The organism is Psychrobacillus sp. NPDC096389 (assembly GCF_044762855.1).
Lineage (GTDB): Bacteria > Bacillota > Bacilli > Bacillales_A > Planococcaceae > Psychrobacillus.
The window spans coordinates 214,844-237,786 of record NZ_JBIWFB010000004.1; the positions used below are offsets into that span (position 1 = coordinate 214,844).

The 22,943-nt window shown below is 36.9% G+C and carries 26 protein-coding genes; 20 read left to right on the top strand and 6 right to left on the bottom strand.

Features of this window, described 5'->3' with window-relative positions; translation table 11 throughout:
* Window position 1: 1 nt before the first annotated feature.
* The 6 genes from ACIQ38_RS12630 (at window position 2) to brnQ (ending at window position 4,735) form a co-directional block, all read left to right on the top strand.
* The gene (locus ACIQ38_RS12630) at window positions 2-340 is read left to right on the top strand and encodes a Na(+)/H(+) antiporter subunit C (RefSeq protein ID WP_402823174.1); all 339 of its coding nucleotides are present in this window, start codon (window positions 2-4) and stop codon (window positions 338-340) included.
* Window positions 333-1,817, top strand: coding sequence for a Na+/H+ antiporter subunit D (locus tag ACIQ38_RS12635; RefSeq protein WP_402823178.1), 1,485 nt, complete (start codon window positions 333-335; stop codon window positions 1,815-1,817). Before ACIQ38_RS12630 ends, ACIQ38_RS12635 begins: the two co-directional genes overlap by 8 nt.
* An 18-nt stretch (window positions 1,818-1,835) precedes the next feature.
* Entirely contained in the window at window positions 1,836-2,318 is a 483-nt protein-coding gene (locus tag ACIQ38_RS12640; protein WP_402823181.1) for a Na+/H+ antiporter subunit E, read from the top strand.
* Window positions 2,318-2,602 (top strand): Na(+)/H(+) antiporter subunit F1, encoded by a 285-nt coding sequence (locus ACIQ38_RS12645; protein WP_402823184.1) that lies wholly within the window; start codon window positions 2,318-2,320, stop codon window positions 2,600-2,602. The genes ACIQ38_RS12640 and ACIQ38_RS12645 overlap by 1 nt, the downstream gene beginning before the upstream one ends.
* On the top strand, window positions 2,580-2,939 hold the full coding sequence (locus ACIQ38_RS12650) for a Na+/H+ antiporter subunit G (RefSeq protein ID WP_402823187.1): 360 nt from the start codon (window positions 2,580-2,582) through the stop codon (window positions 2,937-2,939). The genes ACIQ38_RS12645 and ACIQ38_RS12650 overlap by 23 nt, the downstream gene beginning before the upstream one ends.
* 446 nt (window positions 2,940-3,385) lie before the next feature.
* Window positions 3,386-4,735, top strand: a complete 1,350-nt coding sequence (gene brnQ, locus ACIQ38_RS12655) for a branched-chain amino acid transport system II carrier protein (protein ID WP_402823190.1) — start codon at window positions 3,386-3,388, stop codon at window positions 4,733-4,735.
* A 45-nt stretch (window positions 4,736-4,780) separates the two neighbouring features.
* On the opposite strand, the gene ACIQ38_RS12660 is transcribed toward brnQ, so the two are convergent.
* A complete protein-coding gene (locus ACIQ38_RS12660; RefSeq protein WP_402823193.1) occupies window positions 4,781-5,425 on the bottom strand; it encodes a GntR family transcriptional regulator in 645 nt (214 codons plus the stop codon).
* Window positions 5,426-5,512: 87 nt separating this feature from the next.
* Window positions 5,513-6,139, bottom strand: a complete 627-nt coding sequence (locus ACIQ38_RS12665) for a YfbR-like 5'-deoxynucleotidase (RefSeq protein ID WP_402823196.1) — start codon at window positions 6,137-6,139, stop codon at window positions 5,513-5,515.
* Window positions 6,140-6,267: 128 nt separating this feature from the next.
* On the opposite strand from ACIQ38_RS12665, the gene ACIQ38_RS12670 reads away from it, so the two are divergent.
* From ACIQ38_RS12670 to ACIQ38_RS12680, 3 genes are all read left to right on the top strand, one after another.
* The gene (locus ACIQ38_RS12670; protein ID WP_402823198.1) at window positions 6,268-6,753 is read left to right on the top strand and encodes a TraR/DksA C4-type zinc finger protein; all 486 of its coding nucleotides are present in this window, start codon (window positions 6,268-6,270) and stop codon (window positions 6,751-6,753) included.
* A gap of 78 nt (window positions 6,754-6,831) precedes the next feature.
* A complete protein-coding gene (locus tag ACIQ38_RS12675) occupies window positions 6,832-7,221 on the top strand; it encodes a thiol-disulfide oxidoreductase DCC family protein (RefSeq protein ID WP_402823201.1) in 390 nt (129 codons plus the stop codon).
* Window positions 7,222-7,284: 63 nt separating this feature from the next.
* Entirely contained in the window at window positions 7,285-8,289 is a 1,005-nt protein-coding gene (locus tag ACIQ38_RS12680; RefSeq protein WP_402823204.1) for an NAD(P)/FAD-dependent oxidoreductase, read from the top strand.
* A 50-nt stretch (window positions 8,290-8,339) separates the two neighbouring features.
* Here ACIQ38_RS12680 and ACIQ38_RS12685 read toward each other — a convergent pair whose 3' ends face one another.
* Window positions 8,340-8,714, bottom strand: a complete 375-nt coding sequence (locus ACIQ38_RS12685; protein ID WP_402823207.1) for a nucleotide excision repair endonuclease — start codon at window positions 8,712-8,714, stop codon at window positions 8,340-8,342.
* Between the two features lie 131 nt (window positions 8,715-8,845).
* Between ACIQ38_RS12685 and ACIQ38_RS12690 the strand changes: the two genes are divergently transcribed.
* From ACIQ38_RS12690 to ACIQ38_RS12725, 8 genes are all read left to right on the top strand, one after another.
* Window positions 8,846-9,346: a DinB family protein gene (locus ACIQ38_RS12690; protein WP_402823210.1), complete on the top strand. Its 501-nt coding sequence runs from the start codon at window positions 8,846-8,848 to the stop codon at window positions 9,344-9,346.
* 72 nt (window positions 9,347-9,418) lie between these two features.
* Window positions 9,419-10,402, top strand: a complete 984-nt coding sequence (locus ACIQ38_RS12695; protein WP_402823213.1) for a diaminopimelate dehydrogenase — start codon at window positions 9,419-9,421, stop codon at window positions 10,400-10,402.
* A gap of 54 nt (window positions 10,403-10,456) precedes the next feature.
* Window positions 10,457-11,401: a dipeptidase gene (locus tag ACIQ38_RS12700; protein ID WP_402823216.1), complete on the top strand. Its 945-nt coding sequence runs from the start codon at window positions 10,457-10,459 to the stop codon at window positions 11,399-11,401.
* Between the two features lie 147 nt (window positions 11,402-11,548).
* Entirely contained in the window at window positions 11,549-12,022 is a 474-nt protein-coding gene (locus ACIQ38_RS12705) for a hypothetical protein (protein WP_402823219.1), read from the top strand.
* Window positions 12,023-12,034: 12 nt separating this feature from the next.
* The gene (locus ACIQ38_RS12710) at window positions 12,035-12,409 is read left to right on the top strand and encodes a DUF3221 domain-containing protein (RefSeq protein WP_402823222.1); all 375 of its coding nucleotides are present in this window, start codon (window positions 12,035-12,037) and stop codon (window positions 12,407-12,409) included.
* Between the two features lie 168 nt (window positions 12,410-12,577).
* Window positions 12,578-13,750, top strand: coding sequence for an MFS transporter (locus tag ACIQ38_RS12715; protein WP_402823225.1), 1,173 nt, complete (start codon window positions 12,578-12,580; stop codon window positions 13,748-13,750).
* Between the two features lie 490 nt (window positions 13,751-14,240).
* The gene (locus ACIQ38_RS12720; RefSeq protein WP_402823227.1) at window positions 14,241-15,275 is read left to right on the top strand and encodes a beta-carotene 15,15'-monooxygenase; all 1,035 of its coding nucleotides are present in this window, start codon (window positions 14,241-14,243) and stop codon (window positions 15,273-15,275) included.
* Window positions 15,276-15,337: 62 nt separating this feature from the next.
* On the top strand, window positions 15,338-15,943 hold the full coding sequence (locus tag ACIQ38_RS12725) for an alpha/beta hydrolase (RefSeq protein WP_402823230.1): 606 nt from the start codon (window positions 15,338-15,340) through the stop codon (window positions 15,941-15,943).
* 72 nt (window positions 15,944-16,015) lie between these two features.
* Here the strand turns inward: ACIQ38_RS12725 and ACIQ38_RS12730 are convergent, their stop codons facing one another.
* Entirely contained in the window at window positions 16,016-18,148 is a 2,133-nt protein-coding gene (locus tag ACIQ38_RS12730) for an MMPL family transporter (RefSeq protein ID WP_402823233.1), read from the bottom strand.
* 107 nt (window positions 18,149-18,255) lie between these two features.
* On the opposite strand from ACIQ38_RS12730, the gene ACIQ38_RS12735 reads away from it, so the two are divergent.
* Window positions 18,256-18,888, top strand: coding sequence for a pentapeptide repeat-containing protein (locus tag ACIQ38_RS12735; RefSeq protein ID WP_402823236.1), 633 nt, complete (start codon window positions 18,256-18,258; stop codon window positions 18,886-18,888).
* A gap of 44 nt (window positions 18,889-18,932) precedes the next feature.
* On the opposite strand, the gene ACIQ38_RS12740 is transcribed toward ACIQ38_RS12735, so the two are convergent.
* Together ACIQ38_RS12740 and ACIQ38_RS12745 are read right to left on the bottom strand one after the other, a co-directional pair.
* Window positions 18,933-19,931, bottom strand: coding sequence for an inorganic phosphate transporter (locus tag ACIQ38_RS12740; RefSeq protein WP_402823239.1), 999 nt, complete (start codon window positions 19,929-19,931; stop codon window positions 18,933-18,935).
* 11 nt (window positions 19,932-19,942) lie between these two features.
* Window positions 19,943-20,563, bottom strand: coding sequence for a DUF47 domain-containing protein (locus ACIQ38_RS12745; RefSeq protein ID WP_402823242.1), 621 nt, complete (start codon window positions 20,561-20,563; stop codon window positions 19,943-19,945).
* Between the two features lie 266 nt (window positions 20,564-20,829).
* On the opposite strand from ACIQ38_RS12745, the gene ACIQ38_RS12750 reads away from it, so the two are divergent.
* Both ACIQ38_RS12750 and ACIQ38_RS12755 read left to right on the top strand, forming a co-directional pair.
* Window positions 20,830-21,339: an NfeD family membrane protein gene (locus tag ACIQ38_RS12750; RefSeq protein WP_402823245.1), complete on the top strand. Its 510-nt coding sequence runs from the start codon at window positions 20,830-20,832 to the stop codon at window positions 21,337-21,339.
* Window positions 21,340-21,361: 22 nt separating this feature from the next.
* Window positions 21,362-22,885 carry a flotillin lipid rafts scaffold protein FloT gene (locus ACIQ38_RS12755; protein WP_402823248.1) on the top strand — a complete coding sequence of 508 codons (1,524 nt, stop codon included), beginning with the start codon at window positions 21,362-21,364 and terminating at the stop codon, window positions 22,883-22,885.
* Window positions 22,886-22,943: the final 58 nt, after the last annotated feature.

The following is a 22,943-nucleotide window of genomic DNA, read 5'->3' on the forward strand; positions in this document are numbered from 1 at the left end:
TATGGAAACGTTGATAATATTACTAATCGGTATATTAGTTGCCGTTGCAACGTATTTAATCCTCTCTCGAAATATTATTCGGGTAATTCTAGGCACTGCAGTGCTTTCTCATGCTGTTCATATGCTCATTTTAACGTTGGGTGGTTTGAAAACAGGAAACGTTCCATTATTAACGGAAGCAGATCCTCCATATACAGATGCTTTGCCACAAGCATTAATATTAACGGCAATTGTTATTAGTTTTGCAGTAACGGCATTCATACTTGTATTGGCGTATCGCGCATATCAAGATATTGGGACGGATGATCTAGATGCATTGAGAGGGACAAATGATGAATAATATAATTGTACTACCTTTAATAATCCCAATCATTATTGGGGTTATACTCGTATTCCTGCGACCATATGTTAAAACGCAGCGTGTAATTAGTTTAGTGACGATGCTAGGTTTGGTCGGGATTAGTCTCTATATACTGAACAAAATACAAACGGGGGGAATTCTCCGAGGAGACTTTGGCGGCTGGGAGCCTCCGTTTGGTATTCTCTTTGTAGCAGACTCGTTTGCCATGTTGTTTGTCTTAACGGCGAATATTGTAACGGCGATTTGTCTGATCTATGCTTTTTCTTCCATTGGAGAAAGTCATGAGAAAATGTTCTTTTATCCATTTGTTTTATTTTTGATCGCTGGTGTAAATGGCTCTTTTCTAACTGGTGATTTGTTCAACTTATTTGTCTGTTTCGAAGTGATGCTTCTTGCTTCTTACGTGTTAGTCACTTTAGGAGGGAAGAAAGCGCAGCTTAGAGAATCCATTAAGTATGTAGTTATTAATATTCTTTCTTCTTGGTTTTTCTTAGTTGCACTTGCTTATTTGTACGGCACACTAGGTACATTAAATATGGCTCATTTGTCGGAAAGAGTGGCAGAGGCCGGGCAGGGGCCATTGCTCACAACAATTAGTATTCTATTTTTAATCGTTTTTAGTTTAAAAGCAGGATTGTTATTGTTCTTCTGGTTACCTGGTTCATATAGCGCACCTCCAACAGCGATTGCAGCATTGTTCGGTGCATTATTAACAAAGGTCGGTATTTATGCTCTATTTCGTACTTTCACGCTCATTTTCTACCATGAACCTTCAATTACACATACATTGATCGGAATTATGGCTGGAGTGACGTTAATTTTAGGATGTATAGGTGCGATTGCCTACAAGGATGTTCGTTTAATCGCCTCTTATAATGTAGTGATTGCAGTTGGATTTATATTAATCGGGCTAGCAGTTGCTACGCAAGTATCATTTGAAGGCTCCATCTATTATGTCATGCACGATATGATTGCAAAAGCGATGCTGTTTTTAATAGCTGGTACGATGATTGCCTTAACTGGAAAAACGAAAATTAATGAAATAAGTGGGTTGATTAGAAACTATCCTCTGTTCGGTTGGATGGTGTTTGTTGTTACTTGTTCGCTTGCTGGAATACCGCCGCTTAGTGGGTTTGTCGGGAAAATATTAGTTGGACAAGGCGCAATTGAGTCGGGTTCTTATATTTTACTAGCACTTGCGTTTCTATCAAGTATTGTGGTGTTATATTCACTTCTTCGAATTTTCTTGAATTCCATATTTGGAGAAACAATAATTAGTCTTGAAGATGAGGTGCCTTTGAAAAAAGGAATGATTATCCCTATTGTGTTGCTTGCCATCGGTACGATTTCCCTTGGTCTTGGAGCAGAATTTATATCGGGATATGTAAGTGATGCAGCACATACATTAGCCAACCCTTCTGTTTATATTGAAGCAGTATTTGGTGGAAATAAATAATGGGAGAGGTGACGACAAGTGCCAGCACAGTTTTTATTTAATTTATTTATAGCATTTCTCTGGATGCTCCTGCAGGATGAAGACGAGCTAAAAATCACAACCTTTTTTGCTGGATTCCTCGTTGGTATCGTTATTCTTTTCTTAATGCACCGCTTTTTTGGTACGCAATTCTATTTAAGAAGATTGTACTCGATTATTAAACTGATATTTATATTTATATCTGAATTGGCTGCGTCTAGTGTACTGATAATTAAGCAAATACTAAGTCCGCAGTTAAAGATAAAACCGGGGATTTTTACTTATAAAACGGAACTTAAAGGGGATTGGGAAATAACAACCCTCGCGATGTTACTTACTTTGACACCGGGATCCGTCGTCATGGAAGTAAATCCGGCTGGAGATATGTTTTATATTCATGCAATGGATATAGAGCAGTCAAAAGCGGATGTTCTGCGTTCCATTACTAAGTTTGAAAAAGCAATTATGGAGGTGACGCGCTAATGGTAGAGAAAATACTTCTAGTGGCACTTACTTTATTTGCTATTTCCATTGCAATCGCATTAATTCGAATTTTTAAAGGGCCATCTATGCCAGACCGGGCAGTTGCTCTAGATATGATTGGTGTGAATTTAATCTCTATGATTGCTGTTATCTCTATTGTGTTAAAGACGAAAGCTTTTTTAGAAGCGATTCTAATTTTAGGAATACTTGCTTTCATCAGTACGATCGCTATTTCCAAATATGTGGAGAGGGGGGTTATCGTTGAACGCAAGTCAGACAATTGAGTTGGGAGCAGCTTTGCTTATATTGCTTGGTAGTATTATGAGTGTAATTAGTGCACTTGGGATAATCCGCTTGCCTGATGTATACACAAGATCCCATGCGGCAACAAAAAGTTCGACATTAGCTGTATTATTGTCCCTATCGGGTGCATTTGTTTACTTCTGGGTACATGAAGGTTTTATCAGTGTACGATTACTTCTCGGTATTGTTTTTGTGTTTTTAACAGCACCTGTTGCAGGGCATCTAATTACACGAGCAGCTTATCGGGCTAGAGTGAAACTCACAGATAACTCTTCCGACGATGAACTAAAGGAAGTACTCTTTCCGGAAGATAAATAGTAATAAAAATAGAAGCGAGCACTTTAAGAGTTTATCTTAAGATGTTCGCTTCTTTTTGCTTTGGGAGGTTATAAAGTAGACGGTATGCCTCGTATGTGAAGTGGTGTTGATGATTGATTACCCACTCATTCAGGGGAAATACTAGCAGCCATTGCCACAGACGCACTTTCCCTATATTACAAAGTTTATCACCAGTTAGAATCACCTGAAAACAAGCCATACTTAAATTCCATTATTGCTTTTAGAAAGAATGTTATTCTAATAAAATAAATGTTCTATTAATTTCGATTAATATATTGCATTCTGACTTAAACCATAGTATTATCATATCTGATATATTGCATACAGAAGTGATGTAGAAAAATCATTGGTATAGCATTCATCTTAGAGAACATTCTACAAACAACAAGAAATGATTATTTCTTATATCACAGGAGGAAGAAAGAATGGACAAGAAAATAACATTTTCCAATTACCTTGTTATCGGGGTAATGTTATTTGCACTGTTTTTCGGAGCAGGCAATTTAATATTTCCAGCAAGTTTAGGACAAAATGCTGGTACTAATCTATGGCCAGCAGTTTTTGGTTTTTTAGCAACCGGAATAGGATTACCTTTCTTAGGAACACTTGCAATGGGCTTTTCAGGAAGCAAAAATTTACAAGATTTATCAAACAGAGTGCATCCAATATTTGCGGTAATATTTACTGCACTCTTGTACTTAACAATCGGACCGTTCTTTGCACTTCCAAGAACGGGGGCAGTTTCCTATGAGATAGGTATTTTACCTTTTATCCCTGCAGATTTTGCGCAGACTGGATTACTGATCTTTACGATATTTTTCTTTGGAATTACGATGTTATTTTCGTTAAATCCATCTAAAATTGTGGACAATGTAGGGAAGTATTTAGCGCCGGGAATAATCATTGGTTTATTAATTTTATTATTATTCGTTGTCTTTAAACCGATGGGTGGATTTGAAGAACCTCACGGAAGTTATGTGGACAAAGCATTCATGACTGGATTTACAGAAGGCTACAATACAATGGATGCATTGGCATCGTTAGTATTTGGTATTATTGTAATCACTGCCATTCGATCAATGGGTGTTACTTCAACGAAGGGAATTATTGGAGCAACGGCGAAAGCTGGTGGTGTTGCAATTTTCTTCTTAGGTGTTATTTATGCAGGAATTGCTTATTTAGGGGCGACTAGTACAGAACTTTTTGGCTTGTTTGATAATGGGGGACCAGTGTTAAATAGTGCTGCAGAGCATTATTTCGGTTCTTTTGGAGCGGTTCTTTTATCTATAGTAATCTTCTTAGCATGTCTGACTACAAGTATTGGTTTAACTACTGCATGTGGAGAGTACTTCCATACGTTATTACCGAAAATTAGTTATAAGGCTTTTGTCATTTTCTTCAGTGTGTTTACTTGTATTATTGCTAATTTTGGTTTATCTAATATTATTACGTATTCTATTCCAGTGTTAATGTTACTTTATCCTTTAGCGATTGTATTGATCTTGTTGACGTTCCTATCTCCATTATTTAATCATGCAAGAATCGTATATGGAACAGTTATGTTTGTTACATTTTTAATAAGTGTTATTGATGGTTTTAAAGCGTTATGCGGCTCTTTGGACATCGAATATTACGGTTGGTTGAAGCCGATCGTATCGTTTTATGAGAATAGTTTACCGTTTTATGACGTTGGTTTAGGATGGCTGATTCCAGTTATTGTTGTTACGATTATTACTGGAATCATTGCAAGATTCCAACAAACAGAAACCGCTTAAAAATAAAAGATTCATTCCCACTAAATAATGGGAATGAATCTTTTTTTAAAATTCTTCAATTGTATAAATCCAATTTGAACGCATTGTTTCTGCTAATTTTTGTGCATCTTTTTCTCGAAGAAGTTTAATAATTTCTTCATGTTGTTCGATGGAATATTCTCTTAAAATAATCTTTTCATAATAGAATAGTCTTCGCACATGAGCTTGAAGCATTTCTACCATAGAATGTATGTATGGATTATTCGCACTATCTACAATAATTTGGTGAAACTCTTCATCTACTTTTAAGGCAGTAGTGAATTCTTTCGCATGGAGTGCTTCTGCAAATTGCTTGTTTTTTTCCTCCAATAGTTGAAGTGTGGCTTCGTCTATATTCGGGATAGCAAGTTCCGCTGCAAGCGCTTGCAAGACAGCCAGTGGTGGTAGAAGATTATTTATATCCTCCGTTTCCACCGCCGTAACTTGTGTAGCTCTTCCCGGCTGCATGGATACGAAACCTTGTGATTCTAAAAGTTGCAATGATTCTCGGATTGGCGTTCTACTTACACCTAATGCTTTTGCAAGTTCAAGATCATTTAATTTTTCTTGTGGTTGAAGCGTTCCGTCAATAATCCATTGCTGTAATTGGTTGAAAGCATGGAGTTTAGCGGTAGTGCGTACAGGTTTTGCGTGATTTACAGGTATTGGCATTCAACACCCTCCTCCCAATTGTCGTAATAGTTCAATAATAGTATACACTATATTATACGATATATTGTATTTTTGGGGAAATATTTTTTATTTCCCCAGTATTTTTAAAGTCATCGTTTTTATGTCGATAACAGATTTCTCTGCTATTATATCTTGAAGCATTACTTCTTTAAAATAAGCGATACTGTGGGGCAACGGAATATGAAGGATTTTTTCTAAAGCAGTCTCGTACATTATTAGGAATTCAACATCTGTATTGCCGCGTTGCAGCTCTGCAAAAGCTTCGTAAACTTGGTCTAATTTGTCTGCGAGTTCTAATAATCGTCCCTCGATTGTTTCGTCTTTACCTTCTTTCATTCGGTCGAAAAACACCGGTTGAAACTCAGGTGGAATCTCATCTAAAATAAACTTTTCCATCATTTTTTCTTCTACGTGAGAAAGCATTTGTTTCAATTCTGGTGAAGCGTGTTTGACTGGTGTTTTTATGTCGCCGATGAAAATTTCTGCGAAGTCATGGTTAATCGTTTTCTCATAAAGGGATTTCCAATTGATCTTAGCCCCATTGTTTTCTTCTATTGTAGCAAAGAACATTGCATATTGGGAAACCTTCCATGAATGTGCCGCAACATTATGCTCTTCAAATTTAAATCGTCCAGGAGCCCGAATAATTCTTTCTAAATCATTCATGCTCATAAAAAACTTATGAATACCCATAAAAATCACTCCTTTCTATTTATCATACTTCATTAGCTGAAAATAATGTAATGTTTCAATCACGATAGGAAATTGTTTTATTTCACTGAAATATGGGAATCCTTAAAAGAAGTGAAGGAGGAATTTAAATGGCAAAATATGACGGGATAAAAAGTACGTTACAAAAGCGTTTAGGCGAATTAGAGCATAGTATAGATAATGACGAAGAATTTGAAACAACGGAGTTATCCAATTACGATAATCATCCAGCTGATAATGCGACAGATTTAACAGATAAACATACACGGCTAGCATTACGGAACCATTATGAAGATGAGATTGCCGATATAAAAGAAGCGTTAGAAGCTATAGATGAAGGTACTTATGGTAAATGTACGGAGTGTGGAATAGAAATTCCATTTGAAAGGCTAGAAGCTGTTCCAACGGCGACTACTTGTGTGGAGCACGCACAGCAGGAAGTGAATGAGGAAATACGTCCTTTAGAGGAATCACTACTAAATTCTACAACTGATCAACCGGTAGAAGATGAAGATCCTCGAATAAGGGATTATGAAAACAGCTTTGAAATTTTGGAAGAAGTAGGTTCTTCGGATACACCTTCTGACAAACAGTAAATGTAATGCCTCAGTATAGCTATGTACTGGGGCTTTTTCTGTTATAACTGATATACTGTAAGAAAGGAGGGATTTCGTATGACTGCTATTATTTTGTTTGACGGAGAATGTAACTTCTGTGATGCAAGCGTTCAATTCATTATCAAAAGAGATCCTCATGGATATTTCCGCTTTGCAGCATTACAAAGTGATGTTGGAGAGGATCTAAAGAAAAAGCATTTAATTGTTGACCAAATGGATAGTGTGATAGTAATTGATAATAATACAGTATATGATTCCTCAGATGCAGCACTTGCAATTTGTAGACATTTGAATGGAATATGGAAAGGATTCTATTTGCTGAGAGTACTTCCTAAGCCATTCAGAAATAGTGTATACAAAATAATTGCGAAAAATAGATATAAATGGTTTGGAAAGAAAGATAGCTGTACAATACCAACTCCAGATATACGAAACCGATTTCTGTAATGTCGTTTCAATCTATGTTAAGCTTTAGTTGAGAATCATTTTCATTCTTGAAAAAACGGTGAGGTGGATGTAAGAATGGACGAGGAATTGTACGATGTAATTATTATTGGTGGTGGTCCAACAGGATTATTTGCATCATTTTATGCGGGACTACGCGATTTGAAAGTGAAAATAGTGGATAGCTTGCCGCAATTGGGTGGTCAGTTGATGGAACTTTATCCAGATAAATATATATACGATATTGGTGGACTTCCTAAGATTTTAGCAAAAGATTTAGTGGCCAATTTGGAAGAACAGGCGGCCTATAGTAATCCAACAATTTGTTTGGAAGAAACGGCAATGTCGCTTGAAAAATTACCGGATTATTTTACATTAACAACCGATAAAGCGGTACATTATTCGAAAACAATATTGCTTACTGCTGGTATCGGTTCTTTCCAACCGCGGAAGTTAAATGTTCCAGAAGCGGTGGGGTATGAAGGAAAAAACCTTCATTACAAAGTAAAAGATATCAATCATTTTAAAGACTCAAATGTACTCGTATTAGGTGGAGGAGACTCTGCACTCGATTGGTCTTTGATGTTGGAGGATGTTGCTTCGAACGTAACGATCTGCCATCGTAAAGAACAATTCACGGCACATGAAATGACTGTTCAGCAACTGCAAAATTCTAAGGTTCAAGTGAAAACACCCTTTACTATTAAAGAATTAGTGGGAGACGGGCAAACGATTCAGGAAGTGGTTCTCGTTGGAAAAGATAAATCGGAACAACGAATTGCAGTTGATCACGTTATTGTAAATTATGGAAATGTTGCATCACTTGGTCCATTAAAAAATTGGGGACTAGATATGCAAAAAAATTCAGTCGTGGTAAATGAAAAAATGGAGACGAATATAGAGGGGATATATGCAGCAGGTGATGTATGCACGCATGACGGGAAAGTAAAACTAATCGCAGTTGGATTTGGAGAAGTACCAATTGCAATTAGCCATATTAAAACGTATATCGATCCTAAATCACGTGTTCAGCCACTTCATAGCACAAGTATTTTTGAGACTGTGAAGTAACTAAAAAAACACAAAGACTAGATTAGTCTTTGTGTTTCATCTGAGAACACTTATCTAAAAAATGCTTTGTCGATATTGTACTTCGATTTTAACGTGTTAATAGCATATGTTTCATAAATTTCACGATCCATCGCTTCATCTACTATACACACGCTGATTTTATATACTTCGTCACGGTGTTTAATCATAGGCGATACATTGTCTTCAAAATGCTTTTTAATACGTTGTCTTATTTTACGTGCTTTTCCAACGAATAGAAGCTCATCATTTTTGTTATAAAACATAAAAATGCCGCCTTTATCTCGTGGAAGTTGGTGGAAGTCGATAAATCCATAAATAGATGGTATTTCAAGCTCGCCTTCTTTACGTACTTGTTCACGCTGGGTGATTGTTACGGTTGGTTTTGGTAATTCTATTTTAATCAATTCGCTCACGTCCTCTTATTGTCTGTCCTTTAGTCTACCATAACATAGCGGTAATATCTATTGGCAAGTAGGCAGGAATCTACCTTTAGTGTATCGAAATATAGCTTATAGACAGTTTTGGAGGGATATAGATGATAAGAACTTTAGAAGATTTCTTGACAACCTGGAAACATGAATCTGATTCTACACTTAAAATATTCAATACTTTATCAGACGAATCTTTAAACCAAAAAGTTTATGATGAAGGCAGAACGCTAGGAACACTTGCTTGGCATATCGTCGTGACAATCGATGAAATGATTGGAAAAACCGGATTACAATTTAAAGCTACTCCGCACGATGCCCCTAAACCAGGAACGGCAAAACAAATGGCAATAGCATACAAAGAGTCTAGTGATGCAATGGTACAAGCGATTAAAGATCAATGGTCAGATGGTACTCTTGTAGAAGAGAAGGACATGTACGGAGAAACGTGGACTGTTGCAACTATACTGCAAGTGCTAATATCCCATCAAATACATCACAGAGGTCAAATTACGGTGTTAATGAGACAAGCAGGATTGGTTGTACCGGGAATGTACGGTCCATCTAGAGAAGAATGGCTTGCCTTTTCTGATGAGGCACCTGAATAATTATTCGTTGACTGTTAAGTAATATGCATGTATTTTTAATATTAGAAAATCGTGATTATGGGGGAAAAGTAAATGAGCAAAATTAGAATTGGTATTATCGGTTACGGAAACTTAGGAAGAGGAGTCCAACTAGCGGTAAAACAAAATCCTGATATGGAGTTAGTTGGCGTATTTACTAGACGGGACCCATCGACTGTTCAAGTAAATGATGCTTCTGTAGGTGTATATTTAGTAGAAGAAGCAGTAAATTTTCAAGATAAAATCGATGTTATGATTTTATGTGGCGGTTCTGCCAAGGATCTACCTGAACAATCACCAGAAATAGCGCAAATTTTCCACACAGTAGATAGTTTTGATACACATGCATTAATCCCGGAATTCTTTGATAAAGTGGATAAAGTTGCGAAAGCTTCTAATAAAATAAGTGTTATTTCCGTTGGATGGGATCCAGGTTTATTTTCATTAAATAGATTGCTTGGAGAAGTAGTACTTCCTGTAGGTAATACATATACTTTTTGGGGCGATGGATTGAGCCAAGGGCATTCCGATGCGGTACGCCGAATTGAAGGAGTAAAAAATGGGGTTCAATACACTCTGCCTGTGAAAGAAGCGGTAGAACGCGTTCGTAGCGGTGAACATCCAACACTGTCTACACGTGAAAAACATACGAGAGAATGTTATGTTGTATTAGAAGAGGGAGCAAATCAGGAAGAAGTAGAGCAACAAATTGTCACTATGCCAAACTACTTCGCTGATTATGATACAACGGTGCACTTTATCTCGGAAGAAGAATTACAACAAAACCACAGTGGGATGCCACATGGTGGATTCGTTATTCGAAGTGGCGAAAGCGGTGCAGAAGAAAAACAATTAATGGAGTTTTCATTGAAGCTAGAAAGCAACCCTAATTTTACATCAAGTGTGTTAGTTGCGTATGCAAGAGCTGCTTATCGTTTAGGACAAACGGGTCAAAGTGGTGCAAAAACGGCATTCGATATTCCATTCGGACTGCTTTCACCAAAATCTGCTGAACAACTTCGTGCGGAATTACTATAAAATTAGACCGGTACCTCTTTTTAGAAGAGTACCGGTTTTTTTAGGAGGAAAGAGATGAAAGTATACGATTTACATTGTGATGTGCTATATAAACTTGCCAAAGCAGAATCACCGATTTCTTTTACCGATTCACCTTTACTACAAGCAAATAAAGAGCGATTAGAAGCAGGTAAAGTTGCTCTACAAGTATTTGCGGTGTTTGTTTCGGAAGGATTTCCAAAAGAAAAACAGTTCATGGAGGCCATACGACAAATTGAATTTTTCCATACCGAAATTGTTGGAAAACATGATAATGTCGTAGCGATTTATAAGTGGGATCAACTAGAAACACTACAAGATGGACAAATCGGAGCAGTATTGTCACTAGAAGGATTGGATATGATTGGTGGAGATATAGAAAAGCTAAAGTTACTATTGTCTCATGGGGTTAAATTAGTTGGTCTTACATGGAATGGTGCAAACGCTGTAGCAGATGGTGCTGCTGAAGAATCTGGAACAGGGGTGACCTCATTTGGGCAAGAAGTTGTAGCCTTATTAAACGAGCACAATATTATTATCGACGTGTCTCATTTAAGTGAAAAGTCATTTTGGGATGTACTTCCAAAAGCAAAATGGCTTATGGCAAGCCACTCTAATGCTCGGGCCATATGTGACTCTAATAGAAATTTAACAGATCAGCAACTAAAAGCGTTAATCGAAAGGGATTCACCTATTCATATTGTCTATTATCCACAATTTATTAACAATTCTGAAATTAATGTGGATATGTCGAATTTGGTAAATCATGTGGATCATATTGTATCACTTGGTGGAGAACATCTAATAGGATTGGGCTCAGACTTCGATGGTATAAATGAATTTGTAGATGGATTGGAAGACGCTTCGAAAACACAAAGTTTCGTGGATTATTTATTGAAAAGTTATACAACAGAAAAGGTTCAAGGATTTACATCACAAAACTTCGGTCGATTTGTTAGGCAGATTAGCAAGGAGGAATAAGGCAGTTGGGTAGTTTACCGGATTGGTTTTTTGCAGTCGCAATTGCAGTAGTGATTTGTTTTATTATTATTGCGGAATGGTGGACGCGTAGAGGTTAAGGAGTATGCTATACTAGACAAATGAAAAGAGAAAAGAAAGAGGAATCACATGCTAACATTTGAAGAAAAAGAAGCAATTATTCAAGAATTTCCCGAGCTCACTCGAAAAGAAGTATCTTTAAAACGAGTGAATTACCATTACGAAGAAAGCTTATATGAAAAGACGACGGTCGTTTATCACCTCCATCCGAATGGCAATGGATTTGTTTATGTAGGAGATCTTCCACAATATGAAGAAGCCAATGACAAAGGACTTTTGAATATACGGGATGCTTCTGCAGACGAATTAAGACAAACGATTAAAGACTCGATTGCTTATTTAGCAACAGAGGAAGAAGAGGTTACTGAGGAAGAAGTAGAAGAAGAGTGGAAAAACAAAGAAAACGCTAAGCTAACCTTATTACAAGAAGATGAAATGTGGAATATTTATCATGGTTACAACTTAGAAGAAAGTTTCGGTTCCTATGCAGAAGCCAAGGCATATTTATTAGAAGAAGGCTTCCGAAAAGTGGCTTCTAAGTAAGGGGGATTTCATGTGAAAGGAAGATCTACTGTTGCAATTATGCTAGTCCTAATGATCATAGCTATTGGTGCAATCTTTTATTTCATCATGCAGTTTTATGAAAAAAATCCAACCCAATCTAAACCTACTGGATATATGACCGGAATTATTGTAGATATGAACAACACAAGTATTCTTGTGGTAGATGATTTGACGGCTGAGGAAGCGGAAAAACTATCTGTGGAAGAAGCAATTGATAACGGAAAAGATGCAACATGGTTTACGATTACAATGGCTCAACGTGATATGCTCGAACTATACGACCAAGTAAAAGTTGGTTATGATGCTTTAGCTGAGTCTTATCCAATGCAAGGAACAGCCAAAACGCTTGAGAAATTGAATGAATAAATAGAAGAGAGTTACTCGGAGTTAGCCGGGTAGCTTTTTTTGTGCAAAGGTGAGTTCTTTATGAGTAAAATTTTACATGAAGTTAAAAATTAGTTTCTTGTATAGTACCCGATACCATGGTATTCTGTTGCAGGTGTACAATTATTTTTGAATGAAAGTAGGTAACAAATGACGAAAGATCAACGAAAGAAATTATTAGTTTTAATGATAAATATGTTTATCGCAATAGGAAGTTTTGGTATTATTATTCCCATTTTGCCAGCGTATTTGAAGTCTATCGGACAAGGTGGAACAGCGGCGGGACTGATGATTGCGATTTTTGCCGGAGCACAGCTAATCATGTCGCCGATTGCTGGGAAATGGGCAGACAAATATGGTAGACGAATTATGATTATTGCAGGTTTAAGCGGCTTGGCATTATCTATGTTCGTCTTTTATTTTTCGGATTCTGTAGGTGTTTTATATGTGTCGCGCGTAATTGGTGGTATAGGTGCAGCATTATTAGTACCGGCAATTTTTGCATACGTGGCAGATATTACAACTATGGAGCAGCGAGCGAAAGGGAATAGTTTTATCTCTGCAGCAATGTCGCTCGGTATTGTTATTGGACCTGGGATAGGTGGTTTTCTAGCAGATTTTAGTTTGAAAATGCCTCTTTTAGTTTCTGCCATTGTAGGTGTTTTAGCGGTTGTCTTTTCCTTGTTCGTATTAAAGGAGAGTAAACCGGAAGACAGTACGGTTCCTGAACAGAAACCTGAGCCTATGGTGAAAGAAATCGTACAATCAGTTAAGAAGCCATATTTCGTCCCACTTGTTATTACCCTCGTGATGAGCTTTGGGTTGATGGCATACGAATCAGTTTTAGGCCTCTTTGTGGACAATGAATTCGGAGCTTCCCCACAAGACATTGCATGGATGATAACCGCTACTGGTATTGTCAGTGTAATCGTTCAGTTATTAGTCGTTGACTGGATTGTTCGTCGTTTTGGAGAGGCGAACGTGTTAAAGTTGTTTTTAGGTATCGCTGCTTTAGGATTTTTCCTTTCGATTGTCGTGTCCAATTATGCATTTTTCTTCGTTATTACAATGATTATTTTTCTTTCCACTTCTATTTTACGTCCAGTACTTACGACGCTCATATCGAAGCTCGCGGGACAGGAACAAGGATTTGCAATGGGGATGAACAATGCATATATGAGTATCGGAAATGTGCTTGGCCCACTATTAGCAGGATTATTATATGATGTGCATATTATTTATCCCTTTGTTTTAGGCTTGATCGTATTACTTCTTACTATGATAGGATCGATTTTGTGGAAGGGAACGAAGAATATAGCATAAGAAGAGCTGCCCTGTATGGTGAATTACAGGGCAGCTTTTTTATAGGAGATTAATATGTAGATGGTATGTCACTGTTTAGGGAAAGTGCGTCCTAGTGAGTTGTATGAAGTGTCCGCAGGGATTTTCGCAGCAGGGCGGACGCTTTCCGTGGGGTGAGTGATGAGCCGCTACGTCGCTAACGCTCTTGCAGGCTCTCACAACGTTGTGCAAAATTCCAAAGAATGGCTAAGGGCAATCAAAAAGCTATTGAAAGCAACTAGTTTAAGTATGAAAGCAATTAAAATCAGCATGAGAGCAACTAAACTGCCGATGAAAGCAACTAATTCTAAAAGGTGCTATTTTAAGTATTGGTTGCTCTTAGCCGTTTTCCGGTTACTACCAAAGTAATTCATTCACTAGAAATTACTTATGGAATGTCATTAAATTGTACTGCTTTTCTGAAAGATTTTATCGGCAAGAAAGATATAATAAAAGAAAAGGAGGAATTTATATGGCGTATCGCAAAACCCGTAATGCTAATCTAGCACTAGCATTTCTTCTTCTACTTGTTACGACAAATTTTCTTCTGTATCACTCTGGGGTTCCAGATTTTTTATCTCTTACGTTAACAAGCGGTGTAGCTATAGGATCACTTATTGATTTAGCGATTGTGGCACCTATTTTAGTTTATGTAGCTTTTAAAATATCTTTCAAACAAACAATTGGATTAATGGTGTTCGGTCTTATATTAGCAAGGTTTCTTATACCTGCCGAGCTATATGCGCCGTATAGAGGAATACTGTATGTTGGTCTTGGATTGGAAGCGTTGTTAGTATTCGCAGAACTTGCGCTCATTTTTATGGTGATTCGTAAAGCTTCGGTGATTCGCAGTGAAATGAAAGAATTGAGCGAGGATGCAATTTATAGTTTGCTTCCAACTGTGGAAAAAGTAGCAACAAAAAATGTTTTCATTCGTATAATAATATCTGAATTTTTAATGTTTTATTATGCTTTATTTACATGGAAAAAGAATGCACCTAGTCACGAAGGTGTAGTGACTATGCATAAAAAAACGAGCGCAGTTGCGATGAATATTATGCTTATCCATGCAATCTTAATTGAAACAATTGGATTACACTGGTGGCTACATGAAAAATCACTCGTTCTGTCGATAATTTTACTGGTCTTAAATATATACTCTGTATTTTTTATAGTAGCTGATATTCAGATTACAAGACTTCATCCTATGGAAATAAGAAATGAGAAACTATATATTACACAAGGAATGGCATCTCGAATGGTTATATCTTTATCTAATATTAAGGAAGTAGAGTGGGGCGCCACTTTGCCGAGTAAGCATACATTGCAATTTGTATACAAGGACTTTGAAAAAGTAGAGCCACAAGCCATCATTCACTTACATGAACCAGTAGAAGCAGTGATGTTTATGGGAATGAAAAAAAGTGTGACTGAATTTGCTATTCGTGTAGATGAGCCTGAAAAGTTAAAAGAGTTGCTTTCGAAGAATGGAAATCTCTTTATTTGACCGAAAAAATGATTCACGTTATAATTATCTCAGATTCAAGATATTTGAAAGGGAGTTTTAACATGAAACATGTTTTTTATAAAGGCGATGACCAGTCCAAACCAACCTTATTGCTATTACACGGGACAGGTGGAAATGAGCATGATTTAGTTGGACTGGGTAAAGAAATTGACAGAGCGGCTAATATATTAAGTGTGCGCGGAAATGTATTGGAAAATGGGATGCCCCGTTTTTTCAAGCGCTTAGCTGAAGGTGTATTCGATATGGAAGATTTAATGCTCCGTTCGGAAGAATTAAAAAACTTCATTGATGAGGCAGCGGAAAATTATGAGTTTGATCGTAATAATGTAGTGGCAATCGGTTATTCGAACGGTGCTAATATTGCAGCTAATCTTTTATTCGAATATAAAAATGTGTTAAAAGGTGCTATTTTGCATCATCCAATGGTCCCTAGACGTGGTGTAGAGCTTCCAGCGTTTTCTGATACTCCTGTATTTATTGGAGCAGGGAAAAATGACCATATGTGTCCAGCAGCAGAATCAGAGGAATTACGTGATTTGCTACAAGGTGCTGGGGCACAAGTAGAATTATACTGGCATTCATATGGACATCAATTAACACAAGACGAAGTACAAGCTGCAAAAAACTGGTATCAAACAAAGTTTTAATAAAGAAAAGACCAGAAGAAAATAGTTCATTTTTCTTCTGGTCTTTTTCATTTATTTTAAAATAATGCAAGATTAATGCCATTTACTAGCCTTATATGGCCCTTTTCTAAATGGCATCCACCAATTCCATTTTCCAAATAGTTTCATCAAGCTTGGAACTAGTAGTAATCGAATGATCGATGCATCAATCGCAACAGCGATCGCAATGCCAATTCCAATTTGTTTCACTGGCATTACATCGGTAAAGGCAAAGGCACCAGTGATGACAATCATGATGAGCGCAGCCGATGTAATAATCTTACTTGTAGAAGTAAGCCCGTCAATTGTAGCAGCAGTGTTATCTAAACTTTTCGAGTACTCTTCTTGTATACGAGATATTAAAAACACCTCGTAGTCCATACTGAGTCCGAAAACTAAACTAAATACGATGACCGGGATAATGAGTGCAATCGTTGTCTCTTCTATTCCCAAATGTCCATATTGGAATATATAAACGAGAATTCCAAACGTAGAAGATAGACCAATTACATTCATAATAATTGCTTTCAGCGGGATTAAAATAGAACGGAAAGCAATCATTAAAATGACAAAAGTGGATCCTAAAATAATCGCAAGGAGCACACCTACTTTATTGAATATTTCATCGAAAATTTCTTGATTGAATTTAGGTTGTCCTCCAAGCATCATATTGACGCCTAACTCTTTTTCGGACCATTCACGAACCCAGTCTTGAGCTTCATCAGAAGAACCGTTCAAATCCAGTGTTACTGGAATAAGTAGTTTATTTCCTTGAACAAATGTTTCCAACAAAGGGGCCAACTGTGCTTTTACTTCAGGCATCTCCATGCTTTGCTCCCACTGCTCTGCAGTAGCAATATTACTTGCGCTAAAGATTGTATTAACCGACTCTACATCTTTATCATCTAATAATTGATCTTCTATTTTTTTCATCATTTCAAGCCCAGCTGTATTTTCCCAGCCATCACTGCGTTCAGCAATCATATAAACAGTGGATTTTTCGCCTAATCCGAACTCCTTATCCATTAATTCATAAGCTTGACGAGAATCATATGAAAGGGGCAATGAATCCACTTGCGGAATTGTTAGTTTCATATCTTTCACAGGAATAATACCAATCCCTAGAATGATGAGTGCTACTAAAACAAGTGTCACAGGACGCTTCATCACAAAAGCAGCGAAATTACGCCATCTAGTCGAAGCACCAGCTTTTACTCGAATAATTGTCCATTTATTAATACGATCTTTAATTAATAATAAAAGGGAAGGCAGTAGCGTGATGGATGCTAAAACCGCCATAAATACGACAAGCATTCCACCGAGCGCCAGGTTTTGGAATATCTCTACTTTCATAACAAGCATCGCACCTAACCCGATGAATACACACACTGCTGAGAAAATAATGGAGCGACCAGCCGTTTGAATCGACGTCTGAACTGCATCTACAATCGATTGTTTTGACCGTTCTTCCTTGTAGCGATTAATCAGTAAAAGGGCAAAATCAATACTTAATGCAAGCCCAAGCATTGGAATAATATTCAATACGAAAATCGATAAGTTCATCGTTTCACTAAATAAAGTCATGACTCCGAATGTAGAAACAACAGTTACGATACCAACTACAAGCGGAACAAATGCGGCTACTACGCTACCAAATGCAAGGAGTAGCACGATAATAGCAATCGGTATTCCAATTGCTTCTGCACTTGCTAAGTCCTTTTGGCTGGCAGTATTAATATCTTTGTTAATAGCGGCGCCACCGGTTAATGTAACTCCTTTTTCACCGTTAATAGCGGTGCGGATTGAATCTACTACCTCGGGCATATCCGATATGTCGCCATTAAAATGTAACATTGCATAGGCAACATGGTCTTTATAAAGGGTAGGATCATCTAATGGTGATTGAATTGTTTCCGCAATTTGTAAATCTTCCAAATCAGCTATTGTTCGCTTGATTGTGTCGTCCGTTGTTTGATCAAAAACTATAAATAATGTTTCCGCAGGAAGATCAAACGTATTCGTTAATTCATCCATCACTAGTTGATGCTCTCCGTCCGTGCTAAAACCGTCACCTTCTAATAAACTTGGCAAACGAATAGCAAGAACTGCTAAACCGATAAACAATACAAGCCAAAAGACTAAGATTGTTTTGTAATAACGTGTCACCATATTAGACAACCAGTGCATACTGTTTCCTCCTTATACTAAATAACTTTCTCCATTGTACTAGAAAGAAGCGAGAATATACTAATATAATGTTAAGATAAGAGGAACAAAGAAAGGGTGGATTTAAATTGAAAATTACTTCACCAAAGCTACGTAGCTTTTTACCTGAAATGGATGTAACTAGTGCACTTTTAGAAGATTATTATGTATCAGAAGGAACTGTGACATCTTTGGAGCTGGAAGAGGAGCAAGAAGACAAAATCATTTTTGATCAAATACATTTTCAAGGCATATCAATGGAAGGGGTTCGATTTCAACAAGTTGAATTTGTGGATTGTTTGTTTGAAAAATGTGATTTGTCCAATGTAGATTTTGGAGATGCAGTATTTCACCGGGTGGAGATTAGAAACTCCAAACTATTAGGAACGAATATTTCTGCAAGTAGACTAACAGATGTCAAAATAGAAGACTCTGTTGCCAATTATTTAAGTATGAGTTTTTCAAAATTAAAGAAGGTCTTATTTAAACAGACGTCTATCAATCGTGCCGATTTTATAGAAGCAGCATTTGATAAAGTAGGCTTTGAAAAATGTGAACTGGATGGTGCTAACTTCACCGAGACAAGTTTAAAGGGAATAGATTTAAGCTCGAACACATATGAACAACTTACCGTGACGATAGAAAAACTTGAGGATTGCATCGTATCGACAGAACAGGCAATTGGTTTTGCAAAATCACTTGGTTTGGTTATTAAAGAATAAAGGACACTAAAAAACCTCGCCTTTTCACAGACGAGGTTTTCTTCTTAGAAAAATAAGTTAAGTACTTGGAATATAACTCCCGCTAATACTGCGGAAATTGGTAATGTAATGATCCAAGTTAAAACAATTTTCTTGGCAACTCCCCATTTAACGCCTTTCGCACGTTGAGCCGTCCCAACTCCCATAATAGCAGAAGAAATAACATGCGTTGTGGAAACCGGTAAATGAATAGTTGTAGCTCCAAAAATAATCATGGCAGATGATAAGTCAGCAGCGGCTCCATTTATAGGACGAATCTTCATAATTTTACCGCCAACCGTTTTAATAATCTTATAACCACCAATGGAAGTACCTAATCCCATTGCAGTTGCTGCGGCAATCCGAACCCATAACTGAATATCATCAGTTGTTTGTAACTCAGCTGCGATTAAAGCCATTGTAATAATACCCATTGCTTTTTGCGCATCGTTTGTACCATGTGTAAAGGATTGTAATGCAGCAGTTCCGATTTGAAATGTACGGAAACCTTTATTTGTCCCATATAGGCTTGTCTTTCTAAAAAGTACTTTGAATAAAGACATCATTAAAAATCCAACTGCCAACGCTAAAAATGGGGAAATAATTAGCGCTTGAATGATTTTAATGAATCCTTCCCAGTTCAAAACAGCAAACCCAGCAGCAGAAACCGCAGCACCAGCAATAGAGCCGATTAAAGTATGTGAAGAACTGGAAGGGATACCGAAATACCAAGTCACTAAGTTCCATATAATAGCAGAAAATAAAGCAGCTAAAATAATGAGGGAACCATTTTGTAATAAGAATGGGTCAACGATATCTTTTGTAATTGTTTTTGCAACCCCGGTAAAAGTAAGTGCTCCAACAAAGTTCATGATAGCTGCCATCAATACAGCGACTCTAGGTTTTAACGCTCTTGTTGAAACAGAAGTTGCAATAGCATTAGCCGTATCATGAAACCCGTTAATGAAATCAAAAGCTAAAGCAAAAACGACAACAAGAATTGTAAGAATTAAAATAGAATCCATAAGACGTGCTCCTACGCATTTCGCATGATAATTGCTTCAATCGTAGTAGCTACGTTTTGGCAATAATCTGCAACTTCTTCTAGTTTTTCATATATATCTTTAAATTGAATAATTCGAATCGGGTCTTTTTCTTTTAAAAATAACTGTTTAATAGATGAACGAAGTACTTCATCACATTTACGCTCATAATCTTTAATAAGAACAGAATGCTCATGCATTTTAAGAAGTTTTTTCTGTGCAAGAAGCTCCATAGCTTTTACGATTTCATCTGTACTTTTCACAATATACTCTAAGAAAGTACGCATAAAATCATCGACTTCAAGAAGAGAGAACATTTCTAAGTTAGCAGTAAAATCATCAATACCATCCAAAATGTCATCCATGCGAACGGCAAGTTGCAAAATATCTTCTCGTTCAATAGGAGTCATGAACGATTTGTTCAGCATAACAATGAGCTCGTGAATTAATTTGTCACCTGCTGTCTCATAGTTTTTTACATGAACACTAATTTCCTTTAAATCAGAAATTGAAGTAACACGAAAATCATCTGTATAGTGTGCTGCTTCTTGTACGTTTTTTGCGATATTTAACAATGATGAGAAAAAGGGATCTGTTTTTTTTGAACCAATCATAAAAAAGCCTCCTGGACTTGAAAGTTTATTATTCAACGTTTTTCCTAAAATAGCATACCAAAAAAATTACAAAATCTACACACTTTTTACGTCTATTTATCAAAATTTACAATGCTGTAACATTACTTCCTAAAATAAGGGTGAAAACAGTCAAATGAAAGCGCTTTTTGTCGAATGAAATTTAAAAATTTATAACAATGTAAAAATATGAAACTTTCGGTGAGTTGGCTCGTATAAAAGATTAGAGAGTCACAAAAGAGGAAGGGGTGAGGAAAATCGAACAAATCTTCTTGTATGGATTATTCGCTATTGGTTTAATTACGATATTATATGTGCTGTTTGCAGATGCGATTGATGGAATGGATAGTGGGATTTTGAACCCAACGACAATACTTACTTTCTTATTATTTATCTGTGCGACTGGATTTATACTATTAAAATTAACGAACTGGAACGAAGAAATAATTATTATAGTGGCACTTATAGTTTCCAGCATAATCACTTTTTTATTGTATTTCTTTGTACTTGTTCCATTAGCTTCTGCTGAAGTTTCCACAGCATATACGAATGAGTCACTGCAAGGCCAAGTAGCACGCGTAATTGTTCCGATACCTATCGATGGTTATGGAGAGATCGTAATCGAAACGGTAAATGGAATTATTTCGAAAAGGGCAGTTGGTTATGACAAAGAAGAGATAGATTACGACAAACAAGTGTTAATCATTGATGTAGAAGACGGTACATTTTTAGTGAAAGAATATGAACCGTTACAATAATTTAATTATAGGGGGAATAAAAATGGATATGGGACTTTTAATAGTAATAGGAATGGTTGTCTTTGTTTTAATCGTTGTACTTGCAGTATATATTACGAAATACCGTACTGTAGGTCCAGACGAAGCACTAATCGTGACAGGTAGTTATTTAGGGACCAAAAATGTGCATACCGATGATTCTGGAAATCGCATTAAAATAATTCGTGGTGGCGGAACTTTTGTATTTCCAGTGTTTCAACAAGGAGTACCACTTAGTCTTTTATCGAGTAAGTTGGAAGTAACCACACCTGAAGTATACACCGAGCAAGGTGTACCTGTAATGGCAGATGGTACAGCAATCATTAAAATTGGAGGTTCTATATCCGAGATAGCTACTGCAGCTGAGCAATTTTTAGGGAAATCAAAAGAAGATCGGGAGAATGAAGCAAAAGAAGTATTAGAAGGTCACTTGCGTTCTATATTAGGATCTATGACAGTAGAAGAAATTTATAAAAATCGAGATAAGTTTTCTCAAGAAGTGCAACGAGTTGCTTCTCAAGATTTAGCTAAAATGGGATTAATCATCGTTTCCTTTACGATCAAAGATGTGCGAGATAAAAATGGTTATTTAGATTCGCTTGGGAAACCTAGAATTGCACAAGTAAAAAGAGATGCAGACATTGCTACTGCAGAAGCTGAAAAAGAGACGCGTATTAAACGTGCGGAGGCGTTCAAAGACGCTCAACGGGCGGAACTAGAACGTGCGACAGAAATTGCAGAAGCAGAAAAAGACAATCAATTGAAAGTAGCCGAATATCGTCGTGAACAAGATATCGCAAAAGCACGTGCTGACCAAGCCTATGAATTAGAAACTGCACGCTCGAAACAAGAAGTAACCGAGCAAGAAATGCAAATTCAAATTATCGAGCGTCAGAAACAAATTGAACTAGAAGAAAAAGAAATATTACGCCGTGAAAGACAATATGACTCTGAAGTGAAGAAAAAAGCAGACGCTGATCGATATGCAATTGAGCAAAATGCTGCAGCTTCTAAATCTCGAGAAATTGCAGAAGCGGATGCTGAAAAATATCGAATTGAAGCAAAAGCGAAAGCCGATGCAGAGAAAGTCCGATTGGAAGGTCTTGCAAAAGCCGACTCTCAAAGAGCACAAGGGGAATCAGAAGCAGATATTATTCGCCTAAAAGGTCTTGCAGAAGCAGAGACTAAACGTAAAATTGCAGAAGCATTTGATATGTACGGTCAAGCTGCAGTTCTAGATATGATTGTCCATATGTTACCGGAATATGCGAAACAAATTGCAAGTCCACTTTCCAATATCGACAAAATTACTGTGGTAGATACAGGAAGCGGAGAAGGTGGCGGTGCAAACAAAGTGACTTCTTATGCAACTAGTTTAATGTCTACCTTACAAGAAACATTAAAAGCTTCATCTGGAATCGATGTAAAAGAAATGCTTGAAAACTACTCTGGCAAAGGAAATATTCGACCGAGTATTGAACAACTAACAGAAGAGATAAAAAAATCGAATGTAGAGCAAGCGGAGTAACCAATGCGAAAGCCGAGAAAATAATTCTCGGCTTTTTCAGCGTATTTCATTTATTCTA

What these genes read in the sequence shown, in the direction of transcription:
- ACIQ38_RS12715 (WP_402823225.1), top strand. Translation starts at nt 12,578, where the DNA reads ATGACGAAAGATCAACGAAAGAAATTATTAGTTTTAATGATAAATATG.
- ACIQ38_RS12675 (WP_402823201.1), top strand. Translation starts at nt 6,832, where the DNA reads ATGACTGCTATTATTTTGTTTGACGGAGAATGTAACTTCTGTGATGCA.
- ACIQ38_RS12630 (WP_402823174.1), top strand. Translation starts at nt 2, where the DNA reads ATGGAAACGTTGATAATATTACTAATCGGTATATTAGTTGCCGTTGCA.
- ACIQ38_RS12670 (WP_402823198.1), top strand. Translation starts at nt 6,268, where the DNA reads ATGGCAAAATATGACGGGATAAAAAGTACGTTACAAAAGCGTTTAGGC.
- ACIQ38_RS12730 (WP_402823233.1), bottom strand. Translation starts at nt 18,148, where the DNA reads ATGCACTGGTTGTCTAATATGGTGACACGTTATTACAAAACAATCTTA.
- brnQ (WP_402823190.1), top strand. Translation starts at nt 3,386, where the DNA reads ATGGACAAGAAAATAACATTTTCCAATTACCTTGTTATCGGGGTAATG.
- ACIQ38_RS12700 (WP_402823216.1), top strand. Translation starts at nt 10,457, where the DNA reads ATGAAAGTATACGATTTACATTGTGATGTGCTATATAAACTTGCCAAA.
- ACIQ38_RS12755 (WP_402823248.1), top strand. Translation starts at nt 21,362, where the DNA reads ATGGATATGGGACTTTTAATAGTAATAGGAATGGTTGTCTTTGTTTTA.
- ACIQ38_RS12745 (WP_402823242.1), bottom strand. Translation starts at nt 20,563, where the DNA reads ATGATTGGTTCAAAAAAAACAGATCCCTTTTTCTCATCATTGTTAAAT.
- ACIQ38_RS12705 (WP_402823219.1), top strand. Translation starts at nt 11,549, where the DNA reads ATGCTAACATTTGAAGAAAAAGAAGCAATTATTCAAGAATTTCCCGAG.
- ACIQ38_RS12635 (WP_402823178.1), top strand. Translation starts at nt 333, where the DNA reads ATGAATAATATAATTGTACTACCTTTAATAATCCCAATCATTATTGGG.
- ACIQ38_RS12690 (WP_402823210.1), top strand. Translation starts at nt 8,846, where the DNA reads ATGATAAGAACTTTAGAAGATTTCTTGACAACCTGGAAACATGAATCT.
- ACIQ38_RS12645 (WP_402823184.1), top strand. Translation starts at nt 2,318, where the DNA reads ATGGTAGAGAAAATACTTCTAGTGGCACTTACTTTATTTGCTATTTCC.
- ACIQ38_RS12725 (WP_402823230.1), top strand. Translation starts at nt 15,338, where the DNA reads ATGAAACATGTTTTTTATAAAGGCGATGACCAGTCCAAACCAACCTTA.
- ACIQ38_RS12720 (WP_402823227.1), top strand. Translation starts at nt 14,241, where the DNA reads ATGGCGTATCGCAAAACCCGTAATGCTAATCTAGCACTAGCATTTCTT.
- ACIQ38_RS12665 (WP_402823196.1), bottom strand. Translation starts at nt 6,139, where the DNA reads ATGGGTATTCATAAGTTTTTTATGAGCATGAATGATTTAGAAAGAATT.
- ACIQ38_RS12660 (WP_402823193.1), bottom strand. Translation starts at nt 5,425, where the DNA reads ATGCCAATACCTGTAAATCACGCAAAACCTGTACGCACTACCGCTAAA.
- ACIQ38_RS12695 (WP_402823213.1), top strand. Translation starts at nt 9,419, where the DNA reads ATGAGCAAAATTAGAATTGGTATTATCGGTTACGGAAACTTAGGAAGA.
- ACIQ38_RS12740 (WP_402823239.1), bottom strand. Translation starts at nt 19,931, where the DNA reads ATGGATTCTATTTTAATTCTTACAATTCTTGTTGTCGTTTTTGCTTTA.